Source organism: Amycolatopsis sp. NPDC004747, from assembly GCF_053601335.1.
On sequence record NZ_JBSGBQ010000016.1, the window covers coordinates 130,881 to 156,460 of the forward strand.

At 71.2% G+C, this 25,580-nt stretch carries 23 protein-coding genes; 13 read left to right on the forward strand and 10 right to left on the reverse strand.

Annotated elements, in window-relative coordinates; all coding sequences use genetic code 11:
- Positions 1-20: 20 nt before the first annotated feature.
- Entirely contained in the window at positions 21-2,000 is a 1,980-nt protein-coding gene (locus tag ACWEGE_RS25845) for an acetoacetate--CoA ligase (RefSeq protein ID WP_449663020.1), read from the reverse strand.
- Between the two features lie 85 nt (positions 2,001-2,085).
- Positions 2,086-2,715 (reverse strand): dienelactone hydrolase family protein, encoded by a 630-nt coding sequence (locus tag ACWEGE_RS25850; RefSeq protein WP_449663021.1) that lies wholly within the window; start codon positions 2,713-2,715, stop codon positions 2,086-2,088.
- A gap of 146 nt (positions 2,716-2,861) precedes the next feature.
- Between ACWEGE_RS25850 and hisC the strand changes: the two genes are divergently transcribed.
- Positions 2,862-3,926 carry a histidinol-phosphate transaminase gene (gene hisC / locus ACWEGE_RS25855; protein ID WP_449663022.1) on the forward strand — a complete coding sequence of 355 codons (1,065 nt, stop codon included), beginning with the start codon at positions 2,862-2,864 and terminating at the stop codon, positions 3,924-3,926.
- Here the strand turns inward: hisC and ACWEGE_RS25860 are convergent.
- Positions 3,907-4,680, reverse strand: coding sequence for a sulfite exporter TauE/SafE family protein (locus ACWEGE_RS25860; RefSeq protein ID WP_449663023.1), 774 nt, complete (start codon positions 4,678-4,680; stop codon positions 3,907-3,909). The two genes, hisC and ACWEGE_RS25860, sit on opposite strands and share 20 nt — an antisense overlap.
- A gap of 186 nt (positions 4,681-4,866) precedes the next feature.
- Here ACWEGE_RS25860 and ACWEGE_RS25865 point away from each other — a divergent pair, with 186 nt between their 5' ends.
- Together ACWEGE_RS25865 and ACWEGE_RS25870 are read left to right on the forward strand one after the other, a co-directional pair.
- Positions 4,867-5,556, forward strand: coding sequence for a FadR/GntR family transcriptional regulator (locus tag ACWEGE_RS25865; protein ID WP_449663024.1), 690 nt, complete (start codon positions 4,867-4,869; stop codon positions 5,554-5,556).
- 15 nt (positions 5,557-5,571) lie between these two features.
- Positions 5,572-6,405 (forward strand): class I SAM-dependent methyltransferase, encoded by an 834-nt coding sequence (locus tag ACWEGE_RS25870; RefSeq protein WP_449663025.1) that lies wholly within the window; start codon positions 5,572-5,574, stop codon positions 6,403-6,405.
- On the opposite strand, the gene ACWEGE_RS25875 is transcribed toward ACWEGE_RS25870, so the two are convergent.
- Positions 6,402-6,899, reverse strand: a complete 498-nt coding sequence (locus ACWEGE_RS25875) for an FBP domain-containing protein (RefSeq protein ID WP_449663026.1) — start codon at positions 6,897-6,899, stop codon at positions 6,402-6,404. The two genes, ACWEGE_RS25870 and ACWEGE_RS25875, sit on opposite strands and share 4 nt — an antisense overlap.
- A gap of 63 nt (positions 6,900-6,962) precedes the next feature.
- Here ACWEGE_RS25875 and ACWEGE_RS25880 point away from each other — a divergent pair, with 63 nt between their 5' ends.
- Positions 6,963-8,450: an adenylate/guanylate cyclase domain-containing protein gene (locus tag ACWEGE_RS25880; RefSeq protein ID WP_449663027.1), complete on the forward strand. Its 1,488-nt coding sequence runs from the start codon at positions 6,963-6,965 to the stop codon at positions 8,448-8,450.
- Here ACWEGE_RS25880 and ACWEGE_RS25885 read toward each other — a convergent pair.
- Complete coding sequence (locus ACWEGE_RS25885; protein ID WP_449663028.1) at positions 8,438-9,427, reverse strand: beta-ketoacyl-ACP synthase III; 990 nt, start codon at positions 9,425-9,427, stop codon at positions 8,438-8,440. The genes ACWEGE_RS25880 and ACWEGE_RS25885 overlap by 13 nt on opposite strands.
- A 200-nt stretch (positions 9,428-9,627) precedes the next feature.
- On the opposite strand from ACWEGE_RS25885, the gene ACWEGE_RS25890 reads away from it, so the two are divergent.
- From ACWEGE_RS25890 to ACWEGE_RS25900, 3 genes are all read left to right on the forward strand, one after another.
- The gene (locus ACWEGE_RS25890) at positions 9,628-10,101 is read left to right on the forward strand and encodes an Lrp/AsnC family transcriptional regulator (protein ID WP_449663029.1); all 474 of its coding nucleotides are present in this window, start codon (positions 9,628-9,630) and stop codon (positions 10,099-10,101) included.
- A 20-nt stretch (positions 10,102-10,121) separates the two neighbouring features.
- The gene (locus tag ACWEGE_RS25895; RefSeq protein WP_449663030.1) at positions 10,122-11,546 is read left to right on the forward strand and encodes an MFS transporter; all 1,425 of its coding nucleotides are present in this window, start codon (positions 10,122-10,124) and stop codon (positions 11,544-11,546) included.
- A 155-nt stretch (positions 11,547-11,701) separates the two neighbouring features.
- Positions 11,702-12,106 (forward strand): SsgA family sporulation/cell division regulator, encoded by a 405-nt coding sequence (locus tag ACWEGE_RS25900; protein WP_449663031.1) that lies wholly within the window; start codon positions 11,702-11,704, stop codon positions 12,104-12,106.
- 94 nt (positions 12,107-12,200) lie between these two features.
- Here ACWEGE_RS25900 and ACWEGE_RS25905 read toward each other — a convergent pair whose 3' ends face one another.
- On the reverse strand, positions 12,201-13,298 hold the full coding sequence (locus ACWEGE_RS25905; protein WP_449663032.1) for a S1 family peptidase: 1,098 nt from the start codon (positions 13,296-13,298) through the stop codon (positions 12,201-12,203).
- Between the two features lie 449 nt (positions 13,299-13,747).
- Between ACWEGE_RS25905 and ACWEGE_RS25910 the strand changes: the two genes are divergently transcribed.
- The 4 genes from ACWEGE_RS25910 to ACWEGE_RS25925 all read left to right on the forward strand — a co-directional run bounded on the left by ACWEGE_RS25910 (position 13,748) and on the right by ACWEGE_RS25925 (position 19,458).
- Positions 13,748-16,645, forward strand: a complete 2,898-nt coding sequence (locus ACWEGE_RS25910; protein ID WP_449663033.1) for an ATP-binding protein — start codon at positions 13,748-13,750, stop codon at positions 16,643-16,645.
- 91 nt (positions 16,646-16,736) lie between these two features.
- Entirely contained in the window at positions 16,737-17,345 is a 609-nt protein-coding gene (locus ACWEGE_RS25915; RefSeq protein ID WP_449663103.1) for a hypothetical protein, read from the forward strand.
- A gap of 72 nt (positions 17,346-17,417) precedes the next feature.
- Entirely contained in the window at positions 17,418-18,308 is an 891-nt protein-coding gene (locus ACWEGE_RS25920) for a LytR/AlgR family response regulator transcription factor (protein ID WP_449663034.1), read from the forward strand.
- Between the two features lie 10 nt (positions 18,309-18,318).
- Positions 18,319-19,458 carry a sensor histidine kinase gene (locus tag ACWEGE_RS25925; protein ID WP_449663035.1) on the forward strand — a complete coding sequence of 380 codons (1,140 nt, stop codon included), beginning with the start codon at positions 18,319-18,321 and terminating at the stop codon, positions 19,456-19,458.
- Positions 19,459-19,491: 33 nt separating this feature from the next.
- On the opposite strand, the gene ACWEGE_RS25930 is transcribed toward ACWEGE_RS25925, so the two are convergent.
- The 4 genes from ACWEGE_RS25930 to ACWEGE_RS25945 all read right to left on the reverse strand — a co-directional run bounded on the left by ACWEGE_RS25930 (position 19,492) and on the right by ACWEGE_RS25945 (position 23,148).
- Positions 19,492-20,187 (reverse strand): G1 family glutamic endopeptidase, encoded by a 696-nt coding sequence (locus ACWEGE_RS25930; protein WP_449663036.1) that lies wholly within the window; start codon positions 20,185-20,187, stop codon positions 19,492-19,494.
- Between the two features lie 220 nt (positions 20,188-20,407).
- Positions 20,408-21,463, reverse strand: a complete 1,056-nt coding sequence (locus ACWEGE_RS25935; RefSeq protein ID WP_449663037.1) for an ABC transporter substrate-binding protein — start codon at positions 21,461-21,463, stop codon at positions 20,408-20,410.
- Position 21,464: 1 nt separating this feature from the next.
- Positions 21,465-22,352, reverse strand: coding sequence for an ABC transporter permease (locus ACWEGE_RS25940; protein WP_449663038.1), 888 nt, complete (start codon positions 22,350-22,352; stop codon positions 21,465-21,467).
- Positions 22,342-23,148 carry an ABC transporter ATP-binding protein gene (locus ACWEGE_RS25945; RefSeq protein WP_449663039.1) on the reverse strand — a complete coding sequence of 269 codons (807 nt, stop codon included), beginning with the start codon at positions 23,146-23,148 and terminating at the stop codon, positions 22,342-22,344. Before ACWEGE_RS25945 ends, ACWEGE_RS25940 begins: the two co-directional genes overlap by 11 nt.
- Positions 23,149-23,340: 192 nt before the next feature.
- Between ACWEGE_RS25945 and ACWEGE_RS25950 the strand changes: the two genes are divergently transcribed.
- Positions 23,341-24,924 (forward strand): ATP-binding protein, encoded by a 1,584-nt coding sequence (locus ACWEGE_RS25950; RefSeq protein WP_449663104.1) that lies wholly within the window; start codon positions 23,341-23,343, stop codon positions 24,922-24,924.
- Positions 24,921-25,580, forward strand: a complete 660-nt coding sequence (locus tag ACWEGE_RS25955; protein WP_449663040.1) for a response regulator — start codon at positions 24,921-24,923, stop codon at positions 25,578-25,580. The genes ACWEGE_RS25950 and ACWEGE_RS25955 overlap by 4 nt, the downstream gene beginning before the upstream one ends.

The window sequence follows — 25,580 nt, forward strand, 5'->3', positions numbered from 1 at the left end:
CTGATCATGCTTCCCCCCGTCTACCCCCCGGCGAGCTCCACGAACGGCGCCAAGGCCGCCGGGTTGGCCAGCGCGTCCCGGCTGACGGCCCGGTCGGGAGCCACCCCGGCGAGAATCTTCTTCACCGGTACCTCACACTTCTTACCGTTCAAGGTACGAGGAATCTCGGAAACCACGACGAACCGATCGGGTACATGGCGCGGTGACAGTGCGCTACGGAGCTCCTTGCGCAGCCGCGGTTCGACGTCTTCGAGCGCGACGCCGCCGGCCAGCACCACGAAACAGATGAGCTGCCCGTCCTCGTTGCCGGCCGCCGAGGTGTCCACGACCAGGGAATCCGCGATTTCGTCGTAGCCCTCGACGACCCGGTAGAACTCCGCCGTGCCCATCCGGACGCCGCCGCGGTTGAGCGTCGAGTCGCTGCGGCCGTAGATCACCGCCGAGCCGCGGTTCGTGATGCGGATCCAGTCCCCGTGGCGCCACAACCCCGGGTACATCTCGAAGTAGGCCTCGCGCAGCCGCGAGCCGTCGGGGTCGTTCCAGAAGAACACCGGCATCGACGGCATCGGCTTGGTGATGACCAGCTCGCCGACCTCCTCGACGACGGCCTTGCCCGCCTCGTCGAACGCGTTGACCGCGGCCCCGAGCGCCGGGCAGGACAGCTCGCCGAGCCACACCGGCACGTCGGGCGCCGACGCGACGAACGCCGCGCACAGGTCGGTGCCGCCCGAGACCGAGCAGATCTGGACGTTCCTCCCGACCTCGGTCACGATCCACCGGAAACCTTCGACGCTCAGCGGCGCACCGGTGGAGCCCAGCGCGCGCAGCCCGGTCAGGTCGTAGCGCTCGGCGGGCTTGATGCCGGCCTTGAGGCAGCTCTGGATGAACGGCGCCGACGTGCCGAAGTAGGTGACGCGGTGCTGCTCGGCCAGGTGCCAGAGCGCGTTCAGGTCCGGGAAGCCTGGGCTGCCGTCGTAGAGCACGATCGTGGTGCCCACCAGCAGGCCCGAGATGAGGAAGTTCCACATCATCCAGCCGGTGGTGCTGAACCAGAAGAACCGGTCGCCGGGCCCGAGGTCGGTCTGCAGCGCGAGCGCCTTGAGGTGCTCCAGCGTGATGCCGCCGTGGCCGTGCACGATGCCCTTCGGCAGGCCGGTGGTGCCCGACGAGTAGAGCACCCACAGCGGGTGCGCGAACTCGACCGGCTCGAACAGCAGCGGCGCGCCCTCGTGCTTCGCGAGCAGCTCGGCCCAGTCGAGAGCGCCGTCCATGCGGCCTTCGCCGACGTACTCGACGAGCACGGTCGCGGCCAGCGACGGCAGCTGTGCCTGCAGGTCGGCGATCGTCGTCCGGATGTCGAACCGGCGGCCGTTGTAGGCGTAGGCGTTGACCGCGAAGAGCACCTTCGGCTCGATCTGGACGAACCGGTCCGCGACCGCGCGGACCCCGAAGTCCGGCGAGCACGACGACCAGATCGCCCCGATGCTCGCCGCGGCGAGGAAGGCGACCAGCGTCTGCGGGCAGTTCGGCGCCAGCGCGACGACCCGGTCGCCCTTGCCGACGCCGAGTTCGAGGAACGCGGCCCGGGCGGCGGCGACCTGCGCGCGCAGCTCGCCGTACGTCAGGTGGCTCGCGAAGCCGTCTTCGCGGTGGAAGATCACCGCCGTCTCGTCGTCGCCCTTCGCCGCGCCGGCGACGCCCGGGGTGAGCGCGTGCTCGGCGTAGTTCAGGGTGCCGCCTTCGAACCAGACGGCGTCCGGCATCTCGCCGGAGAGCACCTCGCCGGGCTGGTCGTGCCAGCGGACGCCGAGGAAGTCCGCGACCGCCGCCCAGAAGTCCGGGCCGCGCTCGACCGAGAACTCGTGCAGCGCGCGGTAGTCGTCCACCTCGACGCCGCGCTCGGCGCGCAGCCACCGGCGGAAGGCTTCGATCTTGGTGTCGGCAACGTGGCCCGGCGCAGGGCGCCAGAGCACTTCGGGGGCGTCGGCGGTGTGCGTCACGCCCCGAGCCTAATCGTTCGGAACGGGAAGTCACCGTGGTCGAAGCCGACATGGAACCCGGCCTACGAATGTGTGCGGCCCACATCTACCGCAAGTGGGCGTCGAACCAGTTCAGCGTGCGCTGCCAGGCTTCCGCGGCCGCGCCCGGATCGGCGTCGAAGCGGTGGTTCGCGCCCGGGTAGTGGACGACGTTCGTGGCGACCTTCGCCGACGCGGCGGCGTCACGCAGGCGCTCGACTTCGGCGCCACCCGCCTCGTCGCCGGCGTCGCCGTACATGCCGAGCCACGGGCTGGTGAGCCGCCCGGCGATCTCGACCAGCGCGGGCAGTTCGGCGGCCTGCTGGCCGCCGACGCTGACCGCGGCACCGAGCTTGCGGTGCGACGCGACGACCAGCGCCGCGGTGCCGCCGAGGTCGAAGCCCATCACGCCGAGCAGGTCGGCCTGGACGCCCCGCTCGACCAGCCAGGCGAGGGTCAGGTCGGTCGCGTCGAGCAGGTCCTGCTGCGTGAGCTCGGCGTTCTCCAGGTGCGGGGTGACGGTCAGCCAGCCCTCGGTGGCCAGGCCCGCGAGCAGCATCTTCACGCCGTCGGTGACGCCGTCCGCTTCGTGCAGCACCACCAAGCCGCCGCGTAGCGCACCCTCGGGTTCCGAGAAGGTCAGGCGCAGGGTGCGGCCGTCGGTGCGCTGGTAGTCCACGGTGCTGGTCGACGTCATTGCGTCACCCAATCACTTCGAGGTGAACGGAAGGAACTCAGTGTCGCAGGTCACTGCCGTGGTTACCGTCTGAAGGCAGTCGCGGGGCGGCGGGCGGAAAAGCTACGGTGAGCGGGTCGTCCCGTCGAATTCCAGGAGCGCCGAAGATGCCGTCCGTGTCCCCGCGTGCCGATCTCGAATCGTTGCCGAAATACGTCCCCGGCCGGACGATCGAAGGCGCGATCAAGCTGGCGAGCAACGAGGTGCCCGGCGGTGCGCTGCCGAGCGTCGCGCAGGCGATCGCCGAGGCCGCGGCGGGGATCAACCGCTACCCGGACACCGGTTCGCAGGCGCTGCGCGAGCGGCTGGCGCGCGAGCTGGACGTGCCGGTGGAGCGCGTCGCGATCGGCTGCGGCTCGGTGTCGCTGTGCCAGCAGACGATCCAGGCGGTGTGCGCGCCGGGCGATGAGGTCATCTTCGGCTGGCGCTCGTTCGAGGCATACCCGATCGTCACGCAGGTCGCGAACGCGGTCTCGGTGAAGGTCCCGATCACCGAGGGCCAGGAGCTCGACCTCGACGCGATGCTCGCGGCGATCACCGACCGGACGCGCGTGGTCTTCGTCTGCAACCCGAACAACCCGACCGGCACGGCGGTGCGCCGCGCCGAGCTGGAGCGGTTCCTCGACGCCGTCCCGGAGCACGTGCTGGTCGTGCTGGACGAGGCGTACAAGGAGTTCGTCACCGACCCCGAGGTGCCCGACGGCGTCGAGTACACGCGCAGCCGGTCGAACGTCATGGTGCTGCGCACGTTCTCCAAGGCGTACGGCCTCGCGGGCCTTCGCGTCGGTTACGCGGTGGCGCCCGAGCCGATCGCGGACGCGCTTCGCCAGGTGTACGTGGCGTTCTCGGTGAACATGCTGGCCCAGGTGGCCGCGCTGGCCTCCCTCGACGCGGCCGACGAGCTCATGGCCCGCTGCCAGGAGATCGTCGCCGAGCGCGGCCGGGTGCGGGAAGCGCTGCTGGCGGCGGGTTACCGGGTACCGGAAACGCAGGCGAACTTCGTCTGGCTGCCGCTCGGTGACCAGGCCGTCCCGTTCGCCGAGCACGCGCTGGACCGCAAGCTGGTGGTGCGCCCCTTCGCCGGCGACGGCGTCCGCGTGACCATCGGGACCCGCGAGGAGAACGACCTCTTCCTGGCCGCGGCCCGCGAATTCACTTCGCGAACTGCTTGACCGCCAGCTGGACGACGGCGGCGACGCCGATCACCACGATCACGCCGCGCAGCACCGCCGGCGGCAGCTTCCGGCCGATCTTCGCGCCGAGGAAGCCGCCGGCGGTCGAGCCGACGGCCAGCCACAGCACGACGGCCCAGCTGACCGGCGCGACGAACGCGTAGATGACCCCGGCGACCAGGTTGACGACGGCGGCGAGCACGTTCTTGACACCGTTGAGCTTCTGCAGCGGCTCGGACAGCAGCATCCCCATCACGGCCATCAGCATCACGCCCTGCGCGGCGGTGAAGTACCCGCCGTAGATGCCGATGAGGAAGATGAAGAACATCAGCAGCGGCCCGGGTTTGTGCTCGGTCCCGTTCTGTTCGCGCCGCGCGGCGACCCACTTCGACACCTTCGGCTGGATGATGACCAGCACCACGGCCAGCCCGACGAGCACCGGGACGACGGCTTCGAAGGCGTCCTTCGGCAGCGACAGCAGCAGGATGGTGCCACCGATGGCGCCGAGGAAGGACGCGACGGCGAACTTCGCGGTCTGCGGCCAGTAGCCCTTGAGCTCGTGCCGGTAGCCCCAGGCCCCGCTGATGGTGCCGGGGGCCAGGCCGATGGCGTTCGAGGTCGTGGCGGTGACCGGCGGGTAGCCGAGGGCGACGAGCACGGGAAAGGTGACGAGCGTCCCGGAGCCGACGACGGCGTTGATGGTCCCCGCCCAGATCCCGGCGACCACGATGATCAGCGCGTGCCACCACGTCATGAAGCAATCACGTGCGGAGCCTAAGCATCGTGGGCCGCTCCCGCGCGGCAGATGTGTCAGGTCAGACACTCACGGCGATGCAGCGCTTCGGGCGGCCGCCGCGTAAGAAGCACGCCGGCCTGCGTGCCGAACCGGCCACGGCGCCGGGTGGCCGCCGGCCGTTCCGCGAGCTGAGAGGATGAGCCCGTGGACACCGAGCAGGTCTGGAGCGCGACCGTCGACCGGCTGCGGGCGCGGATCGACTCCGGCGACCTGCCGCCCGGCAGCAGGCTGCCCGCCGAACGCGTCCTCTGCGAAGAGCTCGGGATCAGCCGGGGGTCGTTGCGGCAGGCCCTGCGCGTCCTCGCCTCGATCGGGTACGTCCAGATCCGGGCCGGCTCCGGCACCTACGTCCGCGAGCAGCAGGAACAGCCCCTGCGGACCTGGTTCACCGAGCACGACCAGCTCGTCGAGAAGCTCTTCGACCTGCGCGCGACCGTCGAGCCCACCCTGGCCGAGCGGCTCGCCCGGCACGCCACCGCCCGGACCGTCAGCCGGCTCGAGGACAACGTCGCCGAGATGGCGCAGGCCGCCGAAGACGGCGACATGCTGCACGTCATCGCGGCCGACGCCGAGTTCCACCGGGTGATCGCCCAGAACGCCGGCAACGACGACGTCGCCGGGCTGCTGCGGTCCGTGCTCGCCCTGGTCGGCGAGGAGCGGCGGGCGGCGCTGCGGCTGCCGGGGCAGATCCGCAAGGCCGTCGCCGACCACCGGGCCATCCTCGACGCCATCCGCCGCTCCGACCCGGCCGCGGCCCGCGAGCTGACCCTCAGGCACCTGGTCGAGGCCAAGACCTACGCGCACGACTTCGCCGCGAACCCGGAATCGCGCTAGACTTTTCACAAGGTTGTGAAACTTCTGGGGGTCGTGATGGAGAAGGTCCGCTTCACGGAGGAGAAAGCCACCAACCTGGCCACGCTCTACGGCCGCGCGCTCGACTACCGCAGCGCCCACCCGATCCTCGGCGACAAGGCGGCCGACGACGCCGTCCGCCGGATCGACTACGACTTCACCAAGATCGGCATCTCCCCGGACCGCGCGGTGTCGGTCGTCCTGCGCGCGAAGCCGATCGACGACTGGACCGCGGAGTACCTGCGCGCCCACCCGGACGCGACCGTGCTGCACCTGGGCTGCGGCATGGACACCCGGTTCCAGCGCCTCGCGCCGCCGGAGAGCGTGCACTGGTACGACGTCGACTACCCCGAGGTGATCGAGCTGCGGGAGAAGCTCTACGACAAGGCGCCGAACCAGACGCACATCGGCTCGTCGGTGACCGACTTCGCGTGGCTGGACCAGGTGCCGTCGGACCGGCCGGCGTTGATCGTCGCCGAAGGCCTCACGATGTACCTGAAGCCCGAGACCGGCACCGAGCTGTTCCGCCGGCTGGCCGCGAAGTTCCCGTCCGGCGAGCTGATCTGCGACCTGTTCAACCGGACGGCCATCAGGATCCAGAAGCTCAACGCGCCCGTGCGCAAAGCGGGCGCGACGCTGTACTGGGGCGTCGACGACCCGCGCGAGCTCGAACGCTGCGGCCTGACCCTCGAGTCCTCATTGGACGCCGCGCACTGGGCGACCCCGGACGTGCTGGCCAAGATGGGCCCGGTCACCCGGTTCCAGCTGCGGCTGCTGAAGGTCTTCCCGCCGCTGGCCCGGACCGCGCACATCGTGCGGTACCGCTTCTAACCGGATTCCAGCACCCGCGCCACGAACTTGTGCAGCTTCTCCTCCAGCCGCGTGATGCGCTCTTCGAGCGTGAGCGTCTCGAACGGCTGGGGGACGTCGGACTTCAGCTCGCCGCGGACGTACTGGCTGCAGGCCAGGTTTCCGCAGGCGTAGATGCCCAGCGTGTTGCCGTCGCGGCCGGCCTTCCCGGCACGCTTGCCCGAGAACAGCGTGATGTCGGCGAGCCCGTGGGTCGTGGTGCAGAAGCCGCAGGTGTTGCTGCGCAGGCGTGACTTCGGCGGCGGTGCCGCACGCAGGGCGAGCCCGACGACTTCGCCGCCGTAGGGCAGCACGAGGTAGGCGCGCGCGGGCGCCTTGGGGTCGCGCCAGCCGAGGAAGTCCCGCTTCTCCCACGGGATTTCTTCGGGCCGGGCGGGCAGCGTCACGCCCTTGGCTTCGCCGCGGGTGCAGTTCACGAACGAGGCCCGGATCTCCTCCTGGCCGAGTGGGTCCATGGACGCACGGTAACCAGCCGCCACCGGCGGTGGCCACGCATTTTCGGCCGTACGATCAACGCCGTGCGCAAGATCGCCGTGAAGAACGTCCGCGTGGTGTTGCGCACCAGCCTGGGCTTCGCCGCGCTGGGCCTCGGCTCCAGCGTCGCCGGATCCGGCGTGGTCGCCCTGCTGCTCGTGCTGCAGGGCCTGCCGGGCGACGTCGGCGACCGTGGCTGGGTGCTCGGCCTGACCGCGACCGGCATCGTCGCCGCGGCACTGCTCGCCGGGACGCTGTGGACGGCGTGGGTGCAGCGCCGCACCGCGATCTGGTTCGTGCTCGGCCGCCCGCCGTCGGTCAGCGAGGCCCGGCGCGCGCTGCGGCTGCCGGTCGATATGGCGGTGGTCAGCGGCACGCTCTGGCTGATCGGCACCGTGGTCCTCACCGCGCTGGCCGGCGTGCTCGGCTCGGCGGGCGACGCCGTCGGCATGGCCACGGTGATCGGGCTCGGCGGGCTCACCACCGTCGGCCTCACCTACCTCGCGGCCGAGTGGGTGGCGCGGCCGGTGATGACGATCGCGCTCGACGTCCTGCCGCCGCGCGGCTCGCTGCCGGTCACCGTGCTGACCCGGCTGATCGTCACCTGGGCGCTGGCCAGCGGTGTGCCGTTCGTCGGCGTGCTGCTCATCGCCACCCCGCCGGAGCTGGGCTCCGGCGACCACACCGCGAGCCTGATCATGCTTTCGGTGCTCGGCCTCGGCGTCGGCGCGATCGGCACCGCGCTGCTGGCCAGGGCGGTCGCGGCGCCACTGCACCGGCTGCGCGTGGCGCTCGACGAGATCGCGCGCGGCAACAACGACGTCGCCGTGGACGTCGACGACGCCAGCGAGATCGGCCGGCTCCAGACGTCGGTGAACCAGCTCGCCGCCGGCCTGCGCGAGCAGGCGCGGATGCGGGACCTGTTCGGCAGGCACGTCGGCGCCGACGTCGCCCGGCACGCCCTGGAGTACGGCGCCTCCCTCTCCGGCGACGTCCGCGAGGTCACGGCGCTGTTCGTCGACGTCGTCGACTCGACCGCACTGGCCTACCGCACCCCGCCGGAAGAGCTGGTCGGGAAGCTGAACCGGCTGTTCGCCGCGGTCGTCTCCGCGGTCAACGCGCGCGGCGGCCTGGTCAACAAGTTCCAGGGCGACGCCGCGCTGTGCATCTTCGGCGCGCCGACGCGGCTCGCGGACGGCCCGACGGCCGCGCTGGCCGCGGCCCGGGCGATCCGGGACGCGGTGCGCGAGGCCGGCGAGCTCGACCTCGGCATCGGCGTCTCCAGCGGCCCGGTGTTCGCGGGGCAGCTCGGTTCCAGCAGCCGGCTCGAGTACACCGTGATCGGCGACGCGGTCAACGAGGCCGCGCGGCTCACCGAGCTCGCCAAGACCGTGCCGTCACGGGTGCTCGCCAGCGACGCCGTCGTCTCCGCGGCGCTGCCGGGCGAAGCCGCGCACTGGGACAAGCACGGCGAGCTGGAACTGCGCGGCCGCCAGGAGGCGACGCCGACCTGGACGACTCAGGACGGCTGACCGAGGTCCGGCCAGCGCAGCACCGTCGAACCCCAGGTCAGCCCGGCGCCGAACGCGCTGAGCAGCACGCGGTGGCCGGGGACGAGGGTGCCGTCGGCGCGGGCGTCGGCCAGCGCGAGCGGGATGGACGCGGCGCTGGTGTTGCCGACCCGGTCGATGTTGGCGACCACGGCGTCGGCGGGCATGCCGAGCTGCTTCGCCGTCGCCTGGAGGATCCGGATGTTCGCCTGGTGCCCGACGAAGCGGTCGACGTCGCCGACCATCCAGCCCGCCCGGCCCAGGACGGTCCGCGACGACTCCGCCATGCGCGCGCAGGCGTGCCGGAACACGGCCGTGCCCTGCATGGCGAGGAAGCGGTCGCTCGGCTGGTCGGACAGCCGCCGCCGGGCGCCGCCGGCCTCGACCCAGAGCAGTTCGGCGTGCTCGCCTTCGCTGTGCAGGTCGAACGGGCCGAACGCACCCGGCTCGTCGGCGTCACCCGCGCGCAGGAGCACCGCGCCGGCGCCGTCGCCGAAGATCGGCACGGTCGTGCGGTCGCCGGGGTCGATGAGCGTGGTGAAGGTGTCCGCGCCGATGACGAGCACGCGCTCGGCCAGCCCGCCCGCGATGAAACCGGCCGCCGTGGCCAGTGCGTAGACGAAGCCGCTGCAGACGGCGTTGACGTCGAACGCCGCGGCCGTGCCGAGCCCGAGGCGGGCGGCGACCTGCGGCGCGCTGGCCGGGCAGGGCTGGTCGGGCGTGGAGGTGGCGAGGACGACGGCGTCGGCCGTGCCGCCCGCGAGCGCTTCGCGGCCGGCCCCGACCGCGAGGTCCACAGTGGATTCGTCCGGGCCCGCGACGCGGCGCTCGCGGATCCCGGTGCGGGTCCGGATCCACTCGTCCGAGGTGTCGAGCCGGGCCGCGATTTCGTGGTTGTCCACGACTTTCGTCGGCAACCACGAACCGAGACCGGTCAGCACGGCGGCAGGTGCGGGCACGGGAGAGCCTCCCCACGCCGGCGGGTTGGCTGGCGACCGGCTGGTCTTCCACTTGTATGGGCTACCCCCTGGTAGACCGGTCAGTTGTGTTCCAGCTCACGCAAAAAGTTGTTTCATCTTCGCCCCGAACGGAGTAGTGAGCGACGTCACCCGGAAGTGATCTCCGGCGGATTGTCGGGGGTGCCGGTTAGCCTGCTGAAGTGCGGACACCTGACCTCGACCAGCTCGACATCGCCATCCTCGCCTGCCTCCAGTCGGACGCTCGCACCATCGCCGAGACGATCGGCGCGAAGGTCGGCCTTTCGGCCGCGGCGGTGCAGCGGCGGATCAAGCGGCTGCGCGAGGCGGGCGTCATCGAGCGCGAGGTGGCGGTGCTTTCGCCGGAGGCGCTCGGCCTGGGCATGACGTTCGTCGTGACGGTCGAGATGGAGCGGGAGAACCTCGCGGTCTTCGAGGACTTCCGCCGTCAGGTACTGGCCGAAGACGCCGTGCAGCAGTGCTACTACGTCACCGGGGCGGCGGACTACGTGCTGATCGTGACGTGCCCGGACATGGCGGGCTTCGAGGCGTTCACCCGGCGGATGTTCTTCGACAACCCGAACGTCCGGCACTTCACCACGAGCGTGGCGATGGACCGCGTGAAAGTGGGGCTAAGCCTGCCGCTCGACCCGTAAGCCGGCCCGCTGGGGGAAGCATGCTTCGGATCTTTCTGGCCGCGACGCTGATCGACGCGCTGGGCAGCGGGCTGTGGGTCCCGTTCGCGCTGCTGTTCCTCGTGCACGGGCAGGGCATGGGCCTGGTCGACGCGGGTGCGTCCCTGACCACCGGCGCCCTGCTGGCCCTGGTCACCGGCCCGGCCACGGGGGCGGCGATGGACCGCTTCGGGCCGCGGGCGCTGCTCGTCGCGGGCAACCTGGTGCGGCTGGCGGCCTTCGCGGCCTACCCACTGGCGCACACGAGCTGGCAGGTGATCGCGGTCTCGGCGGTGGCCGGCTTCGGCGACAGGCTGTTCTGGACGTGCAACGCGCCGATGGTGGCCCGGCTCACGGCCGGAGCCGACACGGACCGCGTGCTGGCAACGCAGACGGTGGGCCGGTTCGCCGGGGCAGGCCTCGGCGCGGCGGCGATGGCGGTGCTGCCGACGATCACCAGCCCGTGGGCCTTCCACCTGCTCGCGTATGTGAACGCGGCGAGCTTCGGAGTGGCGGCGGCGCTGATCCGGCTCCTGCCACGTGACGGCAGGATCGGCTCGGCGGCGGCGGAGGCGGCTCCAACGGGGGCAGCCCGGGCGCAGGCAGCTCCAACGAGGGCAGCCCCGGCGCAGGCAGCCTCGGCAAACGCAACCTCGGCGGAGACAGCTCCTGCGGAGGCGGCCGCAGCGGCGGCGGAGGCGGAGGCGGCGCTGGCCGCAGCGGAGGTTCGTGGCTCGAAAACGGCCGCCGTCGGGAGCAGTGGCAGGGCGGGCGCGGCCACCACCCCGCCGTTCTCCCGCCGCGGCAGCTGGCGGGCCGTTCTCGGCGATCGGGCCTTCACCGGGTTCTGCGTCACCCACATGGCGTTCACCCTCGCCAGCGCGAGCAAGTTCTCCGTGCTGCCGATCGTCGTGCGGGACCTCCTGCATGGTCCACAGTGGATCGCCGGGACCGCGATCACCGTCGGGACCGTGGTCGTCGTCAGCGCGCAGCGGCCGATCGTCGGCCTGCTCGCCGGGCGGAGCCGGACCGCCGGGCTGATCGGGTCCGCCGTTCTCTTCGCGATCTGCTTCGCGCTGCTGATCCCGCTCGAAGCCGTCCCGCTGCCGGTGGCCACCGCGCTGATCCTGCTCACCAGTCTCGGCTTCTCGATCGCCGAAGCCCTCTTCGGGCCGACCGCCACCGCCGCGGCCGCCGCGGCGGCTCCGCCGGGGGCCGAAGGGCGGGCCAGCTCGATCTTCCAGCTCTCCTGGGGCCTGCCCATCGCGCTCGCGCCGGGCCTGCTGGCCGGCCTGCTCAACGCGAGCAACGCGCTCACCTGGTCGATTCTGGCCCTGACCTGCGCATCCGCCGTCCCCGCGCTGCTCGTGCTGCGGCGGAAGCTGCCGGCCGCCCTGCGCGAACCGTCACCACCCGTGCCCGCCTGAGCGCAAGGGGTATGTGCCCGGTGTTACACCACAATGGACGGATGCAACCGATCAAGTGAACGTGAGACTTTCTCCGTCATGACCGTTGGCCCTGGTCATCTCCTTGCCGAACAGTTCGCGCCGCGCGAACCGACCGCGAGACTCCAGGAGGGGCCGTGCACACCGACGCCGTACACCAGAGCCAGTTCGTGCTGCTGAACGAGAGCACCACGCCCGTCCTGTCGCGCCTGTCCTACCACTCCCACGAACCCTTCGCGGTGACCGTGGCCTTCCGGACCGAGCGCGGCCGGTGGATCGAGTGGACCTTCGCCCGCGACCTCCTCGTGGCCGGGCTCGACGAGCCGGCCGGCCTCGGCGACGTCCGGATCCGCCCGGACCTCTCCGACGACGAAGACTTCCTGACCCTGGAAATCGAGTCACCGGACGGCTATGCGTCGTTCGAGCTCGAGGTGGAAGACGTCCGGACGTTCCTGGACGCCTCCATCGAGCTGGTGCCGCTCGGCGAAGAGAGCGCGCACTTCGACGTCGACGGGCTGATCGAGGAGATCAGCAACGTCTGACCCCTGAACCTCCCATTCCCGCGGCGAGGACGAAGGGCGGGTTTCGGGCGCGCTGGAGGCGCCCGAAACCCGCCCTTTCGCTGTCTTACGGACCTCAGCTGGTCTTGAGGGTGGTGCCGGTGCCCGAAAGCGCGGCGCCGATCGGGAAGAAGTACGTCGTGGACGTGTTGCCGCCGGACAGGACGCCCTGCGCGCTGTTGCCGGCGATGAAGCCGCCGCCCGAGTCACCGGCCGCCGAGCGGACGTTGGTGGCGGTCATCCCGTACACCGTGCCCTCGGAGTAGCGGACGGTCTGGTTCTTGGCGCCGATCGTGCCGCAGGTCCAGCCGGTGGTCGAGCCGGCCTTGCAGACCGACGTGCCGGTCGCGGCGTTCGACTGGCCGCGCACCGCGGTGCCGTTGTTCATCTGGGCGACCGGGGTCCAGCTGCTGTTGGTCCGGACCGCCGCGTAGTCGTTGGTCGGGAAGCTGTACCGGCCCCAGGAACCGAGCGAAGCGCCGTTGGACCCGGTCAGCGCACCGGCGCCGGTCAGCGCGGCGCAGTGCCCGGCGGTCACGAAGCCCGTCGTCGTGGCGAACCCGACCGAACACCGGGCCGAACCGCCGATGTAGTAGGCGTCACCGCCGCGGATGTTGGCGTAGGTCGTCGGCGTCGACGCCGTCTCGCGGATCGTCACCGCGGACTTGTCCACACCGGACTTGGCGAGGAACGCCTGCGCGGCGGCCCGCTGGCCCTGCAGCACGTCCAGGGTGACGCGGTTGGTGGCGTCGTCGACACCCCAGCCGGTGACCGCGGCCGGTGCCGCGGCGGCGTTCAAGGTGTCCACAGTGGAGTTGAGCTGGCGGGCGCTGAACTTCACGACTTCCGCTTCCGCACCGGCTTCGCGGATCTTGGCGGCCAGCGCGGCGTTCGTCGTGGCGACGTGCGCCTTGCCCGTGGCGGCGTTGTAGGTGGCGCCGCCGAACGCCTCGCCGAGCGCCGCGGTCAGCGATTCGGTGACCCGGTTCGCGACGTCCTCGCTCTTCAGCCGCGCGAGCGCCTGGTCGTGGGTCAGGCCGAGGTCCCGCTGCATGGCGGGCACCATGTCCGGGTTCAGCAGGTCCTGGCCCGACGCGGGGACGGCGGTCGCGGCCAGCGCGCCCGTCGCCATGACCGCGGTGGCAGCGGCACCGAGAAGTCTCGCGATCTTCATGCTTCTCCCTAGATGGTTACGCGCGGCTCCGCACCGGCCACGCAGTGGTACTCCCCCGGGTGAGCGTCCCCGCAGTGGGCGTTACGGTGCAATCCGGGCGCCCGGCGAATGGGTATACGCATTCACCGAGGACGAAACCCCTGCTCCAGCCGGGCCCAAGCGGTCGGTGTCACCCGGTCGGACAGGTCCGTAAGTAGGGTTTCTGTGAACTACTTTCAGTAGCCATTTGGAGTACTCGATCGCGTGAAGCAGCGCTCGAACGTGCGATCGGCCCGCGTTTCGCACGCAGGGTGACCCGATCTCCCCGGTTCCCGCAGCAAACCGGTGACGGTGGGTAGGCGGACGTGTGACAACAGCTCTCACCACGTATTCGGTGAAAGGTTTACGGACGCATCGCCGCTGCTTAGGCTCCCGCGCACTGGTTTCCGGTGCGCTGCGAGGAGGGTCAAATGTGGCTGACCACCCCCCGCCCCACCTCGGTGTCCATCCGGTCGGGACCCGCCCGGCTGACCGGCCGCGACACCGAGCTCGACGCCATCGTGGCCGTGCTGCGCCGCCGCCCGGCCGCCGTCCTCGTCGAAGGCGAGCCGGGCATGGGCCGGACCCGGCTGCTCGCGGAGATCGGACGGCGCAAGGAGTTCGACGGCGGCCGCGTGCTCACCGGCGCCTGCCAGCCGCTGCGGCACCCCTTTCCCTACGGGCCCGTCCTGGAAGCGCTTCGCGCGGTCGGCGACGCCCCGCTCGGCCCGCTCAGCCCGGTCGCCGGCGTGCTGCGGCCGCTGCTGCCGGAGCTCGCGGAAGCGCTTCCCCCGCAGCCCGAACCCCTCACCGACCCGGTCGCCGAGCGCCACCGCGTGTTCCGCGCGGTCCGGGAGCTGCTGACCGCCTGCGGACCGGCGCTGGTGCTGATCGACGACCTCCAGTGGGCCGACGAGGACACCCGCGACCTCCTGCGGTTCCTCGCCGGCGCGATGCCGCCCGAACTGGCGCTGGTGGCCGCCTACCGGTCGGCGCCCGACGCGGTGGGCACCCCGTTCCGCGCCGGCCCGGCGGTCCACTCCGCCCGCGTCGCGCTCGGCGCGCTCGACGTCGCGGCTGTGCGCGAGCTGGCCGTCGAAATCCTCGAACTGCCACGGGTGACCGACGACTTCGCGGCGAAGCTGCACGAGTGCACGGCCGGGATCCCTTTCGTGGCCGAGGAAACGCTGCGGGCGCTCAAGGAAGCGGCCGGACGGCTCCCGGTCGGCGAGGCCCTCTCCGAGCGCCTGCTCGAAAACCTCGAAGTCCCGGTGCTGCTGCGGGAGGCGGTCACCGAACGGCTCGCCGCGCTCCCGGAGCCGTCCGTGCGGCTGGCCGGCGCGGCCGCGGTGCTCGGCGTCGCCGCCGAAGCCGCGGTGCTCGGCGAACTGGCCGAGCTGTCCGGCGAAACCCTGCGCACCACGCTGCTCGACGCCCTCGCCGCCGGCGTGCTCGGCGAAGCCGGCGACGGCAAGTACGGCTTCCGGCACCCGCTGGCGCGCAAGGCGGTCTACGACACGGTGAGCGGTCCCGAACGCGCGTTGCTGCACGCCCAGGCGATCCGCGTGCTCGCCGCGCTGCCGTCGCCGCCGCTCACCCTGCTGGCCCGGCACTCCCGCGCCGCCGGCCGCGTCGACCAGTGGCGGCACTACGCGGAAGCAGCCGCCGACGAGGCGATCACGCGCGGCGAGACGTCCCGCGCGATCGACCTCCTGCAGTCGGTGCTCGCCGAACCCGGTCCTTCGCAGGCCGACACCGGGCGCGTGGCGGGCAAGCTGAGCCAGGTCGCGCTGCGGGGGTTCCGGCCCGAGGTGCTCGGCACGCTGCAGCGCGTCCTCGAAGAGGTGACGCTGCCGCCCTCGGTGCGCGGGTCGATCCGGCTGAGCGTCGGCATGCTGCTGGTCCGGACCATCGGCGGGCTCGGCCGCGGCCGGCTGGAGGTCGAGCGCGCGGTCGGTGAGCTGACCGACCGGCCGGACCTCGCCGCCCGCGGGATCACCCTGCTCGCCCAGCCGATCGACGGCCTGACGCCGTTGTCGTGGCACGAAACCTGGCGCGCCCGCGCGGGCGAGGTGTACGACCGGCTCGACGACCCCGAGCTGCGGCTCGCGCTGACCGCCGACCGCATCGCCGCCGCGTCGCACGTCGGCGACGGCTCGGCGTGGACGGAGTTCGAAGCGCTGTCGGACACGGTCGGCACCGTCGCCGAGCGCGTCCAGCTGGCCCGGCTGTGGTGCAACCTGGCCGACGGGCAGTCCTGGGCCGGGCACCTCGACCGCGCCGAACGGCTGGTGACCGAGGGCGTCCGGCGCGCGACCGACGCCGGCGCGCTGTACGCGATCGGCCTGATCGAGGGCACCCGCGTCCGGCTGGATTGGGTGCGCGGGCGCTGGTCCGGCCTGACCGAAGCCGCCGAGCAGCTGCGGGACAGCTACCCGGAGCTGGGCCCGATCGTCATGGAGTCGTCGCTGGTGCTGGGTGGGCTCGCGGCCGTGCGCGGGGAGTTCGCGGCCGCGCAACGGCACCTGGCCGCGGCGAGCGTGCACGCACCGGACCGCGGCCCGATCCCGGTGGTGCTGTCGGCTGCCGGGGTGCTGATCTCGGTGCTGCTGGCGACCGACGACGTCGACGGCGCGTGCGCGGCGGCCGACACGGCGGTGGCCGCGGCCGGGCGCAAGGGCGTCTGGATCTGGGCGGCGGCGCTGGTCCCGGCGGCGGCGCAGGCGTACGCGCGGGCCGAGCGCTGGCCGGACGCCGACAACGTGGTCGAGGCGTTCGCGCGCGGGATCGAAGGCCGTGACGCGCCGGTGGCCGCGGCCGCACTGGTGGCCGGTCGCGCGGTGCTGCTCGAGGCGCGCGGCAAGCACCTGGCCGCGGCGGCGTTGTTCGACGAAGCCGCGGCCGGCTACGCGGCCCTGCCGATGCCTTACCCGGCGACGGCCATGCGGGAACGCGCTTCGATGTGCCGGCTCGCCGCGGGCAACCGGTCGGCGGTGGACGAGCTGACCGCGGCGGCCGAGGCGTACGAACAGCTGGGAGCGACCCGAGACGCCGGACGCTGCCGTCACCAGCTGCGCGAGCACGGCGCTTGGGCACCCTCGCAACGCGGACGCCGGGGGTACGGGAGCGAGCTGTCGCCGCGCGAGCGCGAAGTGGCGCGGATGCTCGCGGAGGGCCGCACGAACCGGGAGATCGCGGACGGGCTGTTCCTCTCCCCGCGCACGGTGGAGCAGCACGTGGCCAAGGTGCTGCGGAAGCTGGGAGCGCGTTCGCGGACGGACGTGGCGCGCAAGCTCCCCGGCGAGGTGACGACGGCACCGGCTGGCTAGCCGGGCGTCGCCGTCCTACCTTGAGCGCGTGACAGAAGAGGCACTTCCCGCCTGGCGCCGGCGGACCTCCGGGGAGACGCGCTGGCCCGCGATGGGCGTCGTCGTCGCGACGCTCGTCCTGCAGGTCGCCGTGCCCGACGACATGGCGCTGCACCCGCGGTGGCTGCTGCCCGCGGTCTCGGCGCTGCTCGTGGTGGCCCTGCTGCTGGTCAACCCGGGGCGGATGTCGCAGTTCAGCGCCGTCGAGCGGGTCATTTCGCTGCTGCTCGTCGCGGCTGTCACCGCGGTGAACGCCGGGTCCGCGGTGACGCTCGTCTACAACATCGCCACCGGCTCGATCGGCGACCACGCCGGCGCCGTGCTGGTCACCGGCGCGATCGTCTACTGGACGAACATCGTCGCCTTCTCGCTCTGGTACTGGGAGTTCGACCGCGGCGGCCCGGGCAGGCGGGCCGCGGGCCGGGCCGAGTACCCCGACCTGCAGTTCCCGCAGATGGCCGACCCGGGCCTGGCGAACCAGGACTGGGAACCGTCCTATCTGGACTACCTGTACTTCTCGTTCACCAACGCGGCGGCCTTCAGCCCCACCGACGTGATGCCCCTGCGGATCTGGGCGAAGATGACGATGATGCTGCAGGCCGTCGTGTCGCTCGTGCTGGCGGTGATGGTCGTCGCCTGGGCCATCAACAACCTGAAGTAATTGTCTAGTTCTTGACAATTGACTGGGCCTCGGGACGTCGGCGATTCTTGACGCGGACCGACCGAGGGATGCATGACCGACAAGAACGACGACGTGGTCAACCAGGTGGAAGGCGATCCCACGACCGCCGTTCAAATACGCGACGTACGAGGCCACCTCTACGTGAATTCCCAGGTGTACAACGGCGAACCGCCGGCGCCACCTCCGAAGGCCGGACGGCTGAACGTGCTCGCGGTCGACGACGAGGCCTACGCGCTGGAGGAGATCGTCCACCTGCTGCGCGCGGATCCCCGCGTCGGGAAGGTCGACGGTGTCTCGGACGCGCTCACCGCCACGCGCTACATCCACCAGGTCCTGAGGCAGAAGGAACAGCTGGACGCCGTGTTCCTGGACATCGAAATGCCGGGGCTGAACGGCCTCGACCTGGCCCGGATGATCGCCCGGTTCGCCGTACCGCCCGGGCTGGTGTTCGTCACCGCGTGGGAGCAGCACGCGATCGAAGCCTTCGAGCTCGAAGCCGTCGACTACCTGCTCAAGCCCGTCCGCACGGACCGGCTCTCCGACGCCGTGCGCAAGCTGATCGACCGCACTTCGTCGAACGAGGGCGGAGTGCCGGGAGATCCGCTCATCTCCGTGGAGCGCGACGGCGTCGAGGAACTGCTCCGCCTCTCCGACGTGTGCCTGGCCGAGCTGGACGGCGACCGCGCCCGGCTGTCCACCCGGGCGGGCGAGTTCTCCGTCCGGGTACCGGTGTCGGTGCTGACCGCCGACTGGGCGGCAGCCGGGTTCGTCCGCGTCGACGAGCAGCACTGGGTGGCCGTCGAGCACGTCGAGAACGTCCGGCTCGCCGATCGGGAGATGACCGTGCAGGCCGCGGGCCGCAGTCTGGTCGTCAGCCCGGAGTACCTCCAGGAGGCGCGCAACGTGCTGGTCCGCACCCGACGGCGGCCGGAGCGCTACTGACGTGCCGCACGTGACGGACGTCGCGGCGATCGTGTGGTTCGTGGTGGCCTTGTTCCTGGTGCGGGCCGTCCAGGCGCGGCGCCGCCGGAAACTGGTCGAGCCGGTCCGGGAGCGGATCTTCGCCATCCTGTCGATCGTCGCGGGGTTCCGCCGCGGCATCGGCGCGGAAAGCGCGGCACGGCTTCGAGCGCTGCTCCAGGTTTCCGCCGTGGTGATCGTGACCGACCGGGGAACCATCGGCTGGGACGGCGCGGTCGACCAGGAGCACATCGAACGGGCCAGGCTGTTCGCGGCGCGAACGCTGGCGACCGGGGTGCCGGAAGCCGCCGCGCCGCACGGTGTCTCCTGCAGCGGTTCGTCCTGCCCGGTCCGGTACGCGGCGACCCTGCCGCTCAAGGTCGACGACGAGGTACGGGCGGTGCTGGTCGTCTACTCGGCGGACCGGTCCGCCGCCCGGGACGTGGTTCTGCGCGCGCTGGCCGGCTTGATCTCCGACCAGCTGTGCCTCGGCGAATGGGAGCGGTTCGAGCCGTCCGCCGACGAACCACCCCTGCTCGTCCTCCCGGACCCGATCCCGGCCACGTTCGTTTCGCGGTCGCTCACCACGGTGGGATCGCTGACGAGAACGGACCCGGAATGGGCGACCGAGCTGCTGCGCGAGTTCGCCGACTTCCTCCGCTACCGCTCCCGGCAGTACGGCGAGTTCACGGTGCTCGCCGACGAGGTGCGGTGCGTCGACCAGTACCTCATCCTGGCCCGGGAACTGCTCGGTGACCGGCTGACCGTGGTGATGGACATCGCCCCCGAGGTGCTGCCGCTCAAGGTGCCGTTCATGTGCCTGCAACCGCTGGTCGAGCGAGCCGTGCAGTTCGCGCCCGGCCCCAGCCTGGCGATCACCGTCGAGGACGGCGGCACGGACGTCGTCCTCGGCGTCGAGCACGAGGACCCGCGGCTGGCCTACCCGGACGTTTTCCGGCTCGCGTCGGGCCACCGCAGGTGGGAGCGCCACCGACCGGGCTACCGGGGTATCTCCGGGCTACCCGCGCTGGCCAAGCGCCTCGCGCACCTCTACGGCGAGGATTTCGCGCTCGAAGTGGACGTGCGGGCCGAGGTGAGCGCGAAGATCACCGTGCGGCTGCCGAAGCTCTGACGCCCCCGGGCGGGTCCGGGGGCGTCAGGTCGCTCAGTGCCGCGAGATGGTGAAGCTCTGGCCGTCCGAGCCGATCGCGCCCGGGATCCACGTGTAGGTGCCGCGGTCGTCGGCGTTCAGGCCGGACGGGCTCGTCGAGGCCAGGTTCGTGCCGTTGAACTTGACGCCGGTGAACTTGACCCCGCCGGAGATCGACGGGTACGAGTCGGTGGGCGACTCGATGATCGCCTCGGCCGACGCGTGCTTCGAGGTCAGCGACTTCGTCGTGGACTTCGACCAGCCCTTGGTCGTGTCGGAGAGGTCCAGCCGGTAGGTGTTGGTGGCGGTGCGCGTCACCGTCGCGGTGATGTGGTCGCCCGCGCTGACCGACACGCTGTAGTACACCGGTGCGGCTGGGTACATCTCGTACCAGGCCGAGTACACCGGACGCCCGCTCGAGCAGTCCGTCTCGACACCGGTCTGCTCCACAGTGGACGATCCGTCGCCGTCGATGCCGACCCAGGGCGCGAACAGGTCGTTGGTGGAGTTGCAGGTCACCGACGGTTCGGTCCAGCTCGCCGTCGCCGTGGTGAAGCTGCCGAAGCTGACGTAACCGCCCCAGTTGCCGCCCGAGAACTGGTGCCCGTGGAAGTGTGCGCCGTACTCGACGGCGGCGTGCGCGGTGCCCGTGACGGCGAGACCGGCGGCAGCGGCGGCGATCGCCGTGAGGACGCGAAGGGTTTTGGACATGCGGGGACTCCGTTCACCGAGGGGGACCGGGAAAACCGTGTCCCCAAGTGTTGGAGCCGCACCGAAAAGAAGGTAGCTACTTTCGAAGGGTCTTCACATTCCGGGAAATACTCACCATTTGCCGGAATTGCGCAAAAAAGACCCGTGAAGGCCTCCGCGGGGGATAAGAGGCCTTCACGGGTCCATGTCGCTCACCTACCGCCCGGTCAGGTGAGCGGAGCTACTGCTGGGCCTGCGCGTGGGCGGCGTCCACGAACTGGGTCGTGTACGTCTTCGACAGGTCGATCTTGTCCTTCTTCGGCTTGACGTTGCTCGACGACTCGCCGAGCACCTTGAGCACGTTCCGGGCCCCGGCCGGGTCCATCCGGCCGTCCTTGGTGAACATCGGCAGGCTGTCCCGCAGCGACTTCACGTACAGCGCCTTGTCCCCGCCGGCGAACGACGGCGGCATCATCGCGGCGACCTGTTCCGGGGTGTGCGAAGAAATCCACTTCAGCGTCTCGACGTACGCATTGGCCAGTTTCTGCACGATGTCCGGATACCGCTTCACGATTTCGCAGCCCATGTACAGCGAGCTCGCCGGGTACAACCCGCCCAGGGCGGCTTTCGTGCCCTCGACCGTGCGCATGTCGTAGAGCACCTTCGCCTGGCCCGTGTTCGTCAGCTGCGCGATCGTCGGGTCGGTGGTCATCCCGGCGTCGATCGAGCCCTGGTTCATCGCCGAGATGAACGTCTGCCCGGCACCGACCTTCACCGGCGTGTACTCCTTCGACGTGACGCCACCGCGCAGGGCCAGTGCCTTGGTCAGGAAGTCCGTCGACGAACCCAGCGACGTGACGCCGAGGTTGCGGCCCTTGAAGTCCGCGCCCGACTTGACCTCGCCCGCCTTCTTCGTCGCGACCATCTCGGCCTCGCCCGGCACGTTCGCGAACTGCACCACGCTCTCGATGCACTGTTCCTTGGCCTGCAGGTCGATCGTGTGGTCGTAGAACCCGACGACCGCCTGCACCTCACCGGCCAGCAGCGACGTCTCGGCGTTCGCGCCGGACGGCTGGTCGAAGAGCTCGACGTCCAGCCCCTGCCGCTGGTAGGCCCCGATCTGCTGGGCGAGCTGCCCGGGCAGGTAGATCACCTTCGACAGGCCGCCGACCATGATCTTGATGTGCGGCTGGCCGGTGGTGCCGAGGGCGATCTCCCGCGAGTCGCGGCACGCGGTGACCCCGGCCAGGGTGACCGCGAGCGCGGCCACCACGCCGACTGTCCTGTTGAGACGCATGTCAGACCGCCTTGACCGCGGCTTCGGAGGCGGACGGCGGCCGCCACCGCAGCAGCCTGCCCTCCAGCGTGCTGATCCCCCACTCGGCCAGCAGCGCGACGACGGTGATGATCAGCATGCCCGCGTACACACCCGCGGTGTCGAACGTGCCCTGCGCGTTCGCGATCAGGAAGCCCATGCCGGCCTTCGCGCCGGTGTACTCGCCGACCACCGCGCCGATCAGCGCGAAACCGAACGCCACGTGCAGCGACGACAGGATCCACGACGTCGCGCTGGGCAGCACGATCGACTTCAGCACCTGGCCGCGGGTCGCGCCGAGGATGCGGGCGTTGTCGATCAGGTTGCGGTCCACCTCGCGAGCGCCGGTGAAGGCGTTGAAGAACACCGCGAAGAACACGAGCACGACGACGGTCGCGACCTTCGACGACAGCCCGAGCCCGAACCAGATGACGAACAGCGCCGCGAGCACGATGCGCGGCAACGCGTTGGCGGCCTTGATGAACGGCGCCAGCACCTGCGCGAGGTAGGCGCTGCGGCCGAGGATCACGCCGAACACGACACCGGCGATGGCGCCGATGACGAACCCGATCGCCGCCTCCTCGACGGTCACCAGGATCTGGTACCAGATCGAGCCGAAGTCGGTGCCGGTGCTGAACCACTCGACCAGCCGTTCCCAGATCTTCGACGGCTTCGAGTAGAAGAACGGGTCGATCCAGTAGGTCGCGGTCAGCTCCCAGCTGCCCAGCCAGACGACGACGATCGCCAGCCGCAGCAGCCAGATGTTGCGCTTGCGGCGCGCGGTGGCCTGCTTCGCGCGGGCCAGGATGTCCTGCTCGGTCTCCAGGACCGGGAGGGGTGCGGAGGTGGCCGCGGGTGTCTCAAGCGACATTGCTCGCTCCCTTCTCACGGGCCTTGTCGACCTCGCTGCGCAGTGATTCCCAGATGTCGGCGTAGAGCTTGCGGAAGTCCTCGGTCAGCCGCAGCTCCTCCACCTTCCGCGGCCGGTCGAGGGGGATCTCGAAGACGTCCTTCACGGTGGCCGGCCCGGTCGTCAGCACGACGACCTTGTCCGCCAGCGCGATGGCCTCGTCGAGGTCGTGCGTCACGAAGATCACCGCGGCCCCCGAACCGGACCACAGCCGCAGCAGCTCGTCCTGCATCAAGGCCCGCGTCTGGACGTCGAGCGCGGAGAACGGCTCGTCCATCAGCAGGATCTTCGGCTTGGTGACGAGGGTCTGGGCCAGCGCGACGCGCTTGCGCATGCCGCCGGAGAGCTGGTGCGGGTAGTACTTCTCGAACCCGGCGAGCCCGACCCGGGCGATCCAGTCCACGGCCTGCGCGCGGGCTTCGGCCTTGGGCACCCCGCGGAACCGCGGCCCGGAGGCGACGTTCTCCAGCACCGACCGCCACGGCATCACGGCGTCGGTCTGGAACATGTACCCGACGCCGTCGGGGATCGACTTCACGTCCTCGCCGTTCACCCGCACCCGGCCGGCCGACGGCGGCTGCAGGCCCGAGACCAGCGAGAGCGTCGTCGACTTGCCGCAGCCGGTGGGGCCGACGACCGCGACGAACTCGCCGGGCTGGACGGTCATGGTCAGATCGCGGACGGCCGTGTGCACGGACCCGGACCCGCTCGGGAACCGTTTGGTGGCTCCGGTGAGTTCGATCAGTGGGGGAACCATGGTGGAGGTGACTCCTTCGTCACGTGGTGGGGCTCACGTTGGGAAGGGACGTTAAGTAGGTGTGGCGCCCAGGTGAAGCTTGTCGACGTTCTCCGCGCGAGCTGCGCGTTCTGAATGTTTTGCTCATTTAGCGCACTGCCGTGACCTGGGGGTATGGTCCCGGCCATGCCAAAGTGGGCGCTCTTCCCGCGGATGCGGTTCAGCAGGCAGGTCCTGCTGCTGCAGATCGGCGTGGTCGCCTTGGTCGTCGGGCTCGGCGTGGCCCTGGTCAGCGTGCTCCTGCGCACCACCCTCACCGACCAGTACGGCCGCCGGGCGCTGGCCATCGCGAAGTCCGTCGCCGCGGACCCGGTCGTGGTGGCGAACACCGCCGCGAAGCTCCCCGGCGGCCCCCTGGAAGAGCGCGTGCTCGCCGTGACGGAAGCCAACGACGCGCTGTTCGTCGTGATCACCGACGACAAGGGCATCCGCCTCGCCCACCCGACCCTGTCCGAGATCGGCAAACCGGTCAGCACGTCGCCGGAGCGGGCGCTCGCCGGGTTCGACGAGGTCAGCGCGGTGCAGAGCGGCACGCTGGGCCTGTCGGTCCGCAGCAAGACACCGATCTGGACGGCGGGGCACGAGCGCGTGGTCGGCGAGGTGAGTGTCGGGTTCGAGGTGGCGCAGCCGATCAGCGCGTTCAACCAGCTGCTGGTGTACACGCTGCTGTTCGCCGGTGGTGCGCTGCTGCTCGGCGCGGGCGCGTCGGCCCTGCTGAACCGGCGGCTGCGGCGCGTCACGCACGGCCTCGAACCGCACGAACTCACCGAACTGCTCTACGAACGCGAAGCCGTCCTGCACGGGATCGGCGAAGGCGTCCTGGCCGTCGACGAAGCGAACCGCGTTTCGGTGCGCAACGACGAGGCCGAACGCCTGCTCGGCACCGAGCTCCCGATCGGCGCGGCGATGTCCGAGCTCGAGCTCAGCCCGCGCCTGCACAAGGCCGTCGGCGAGGGGCTTCCGGTCGACAACCTCCTCGCGGTGGCCGGGAACCGGGTGCTGGTGATCAACTCGCGGGCCGTCCGGCTCGACGACCGGCCGATCGGCACCGTGCTCACCTTCCGCGACCGCACCGACCTCGACACGCTCACCCGCGAGCTCGACGGCATCCGCGCGCTCTCCGACGGCCTGCGGGCCCAGCGCCACGAGTTCGCCAACCGGCTGCACACGCTCTACGGGCTGCTCCAGCTCGGCCACCACACAGAGGCCGTCGAGTACCTGCAAACGCTGACGGACTCCTCGTCCGCGCGGCCGAGCGAGCTGGGCGACGCCGTCGCGGACCCGTACCTGCAGGCGCTGCTCGTCGCGAAAACCGAGCAGGCGCAGGAAAAGGGGCTCACGCTCAAGCTCGCCGAAGACACCTGGGTGCCCACGACGGTGACCGACCCGATCGCCGCGAACACCGTGATCGGCAACCTCGTCGACAACGCCCTGCACGCCGCCCGGATGGGTCCGCGGCGGCCGGCGACGGTGGAAATCGGCCTGCTCGCCGAGGGCGGCACGCTGCACGTGTCCGTTGTGGACAGTGGGCCGGGTGTGCCGGCGGACCTGCGGCGGACGTTGTTCGACGAAGGCGTTTCGACGAAGATCGCGCCCGGGCACGGCCTCGGCCTGGCGCTCGCCCGGCAGGCCGCCCGTGCCCGCGGCGGCGACGTCTGGCTCGCCGACCCGGGTGCGGGCGAGACGGGTGCCCTGTTCGTCGCCAAACTGCCCGGCATGCTGACGGAGGACGGATGATCCGCACGCTGATCGTCGACGACGACTTCCGGGTGGCCGGCGTGCACGCCGGGTTCGTCGAGGAGGTCGAGGGCTTCGCGGTGGTCGGCACCGCGCACACCGCCGCCGAGGCGCGCGCCCGCGTCCGGGAACTCGCGCCGGACCTGATCCTGCTCGACGTCTACCTGCCCGACGAGTCCGGCCTCGCGGTGCTCCCGGAGCTGCAGACCGACACGATCGTGCTCTCCGCGGCGACCGACAGCGCGTCGGTGGCCGCGGCGATCCGGGCCGGCGCGCTGAACTACCTGATCAAGCCGTTCACCACCCGCCAGCTCGCGGAACGGCTGACGTCCTACGCGCGCTTCCGCGGCCTCCTCGCCGAAGACCGCGCCTTGGCGCAGGACGACGTCGACCGCGCGTACCGCGTGCTGCACGACCAGGACCGCACGACCGCGCCGAAGGGCCAGTCGACGGCGACCTCCCGGCTCGTCTCGGAGCAGCTGCGGCGAGCCGGGCGCCCGCTGTCGGCCGCCGAGGTCGCGGGCGAACTCGGCATGGCGCGGGCCACGGCGCAGCGGTACCTCACCGCGCTGGCGGAGTCGGGGACGGTCCAGATGCGCCTGCGCTACGGCGCCACGGGCCGCCCCGAGCACGAATACCGCTGGTCGGGAACCTGA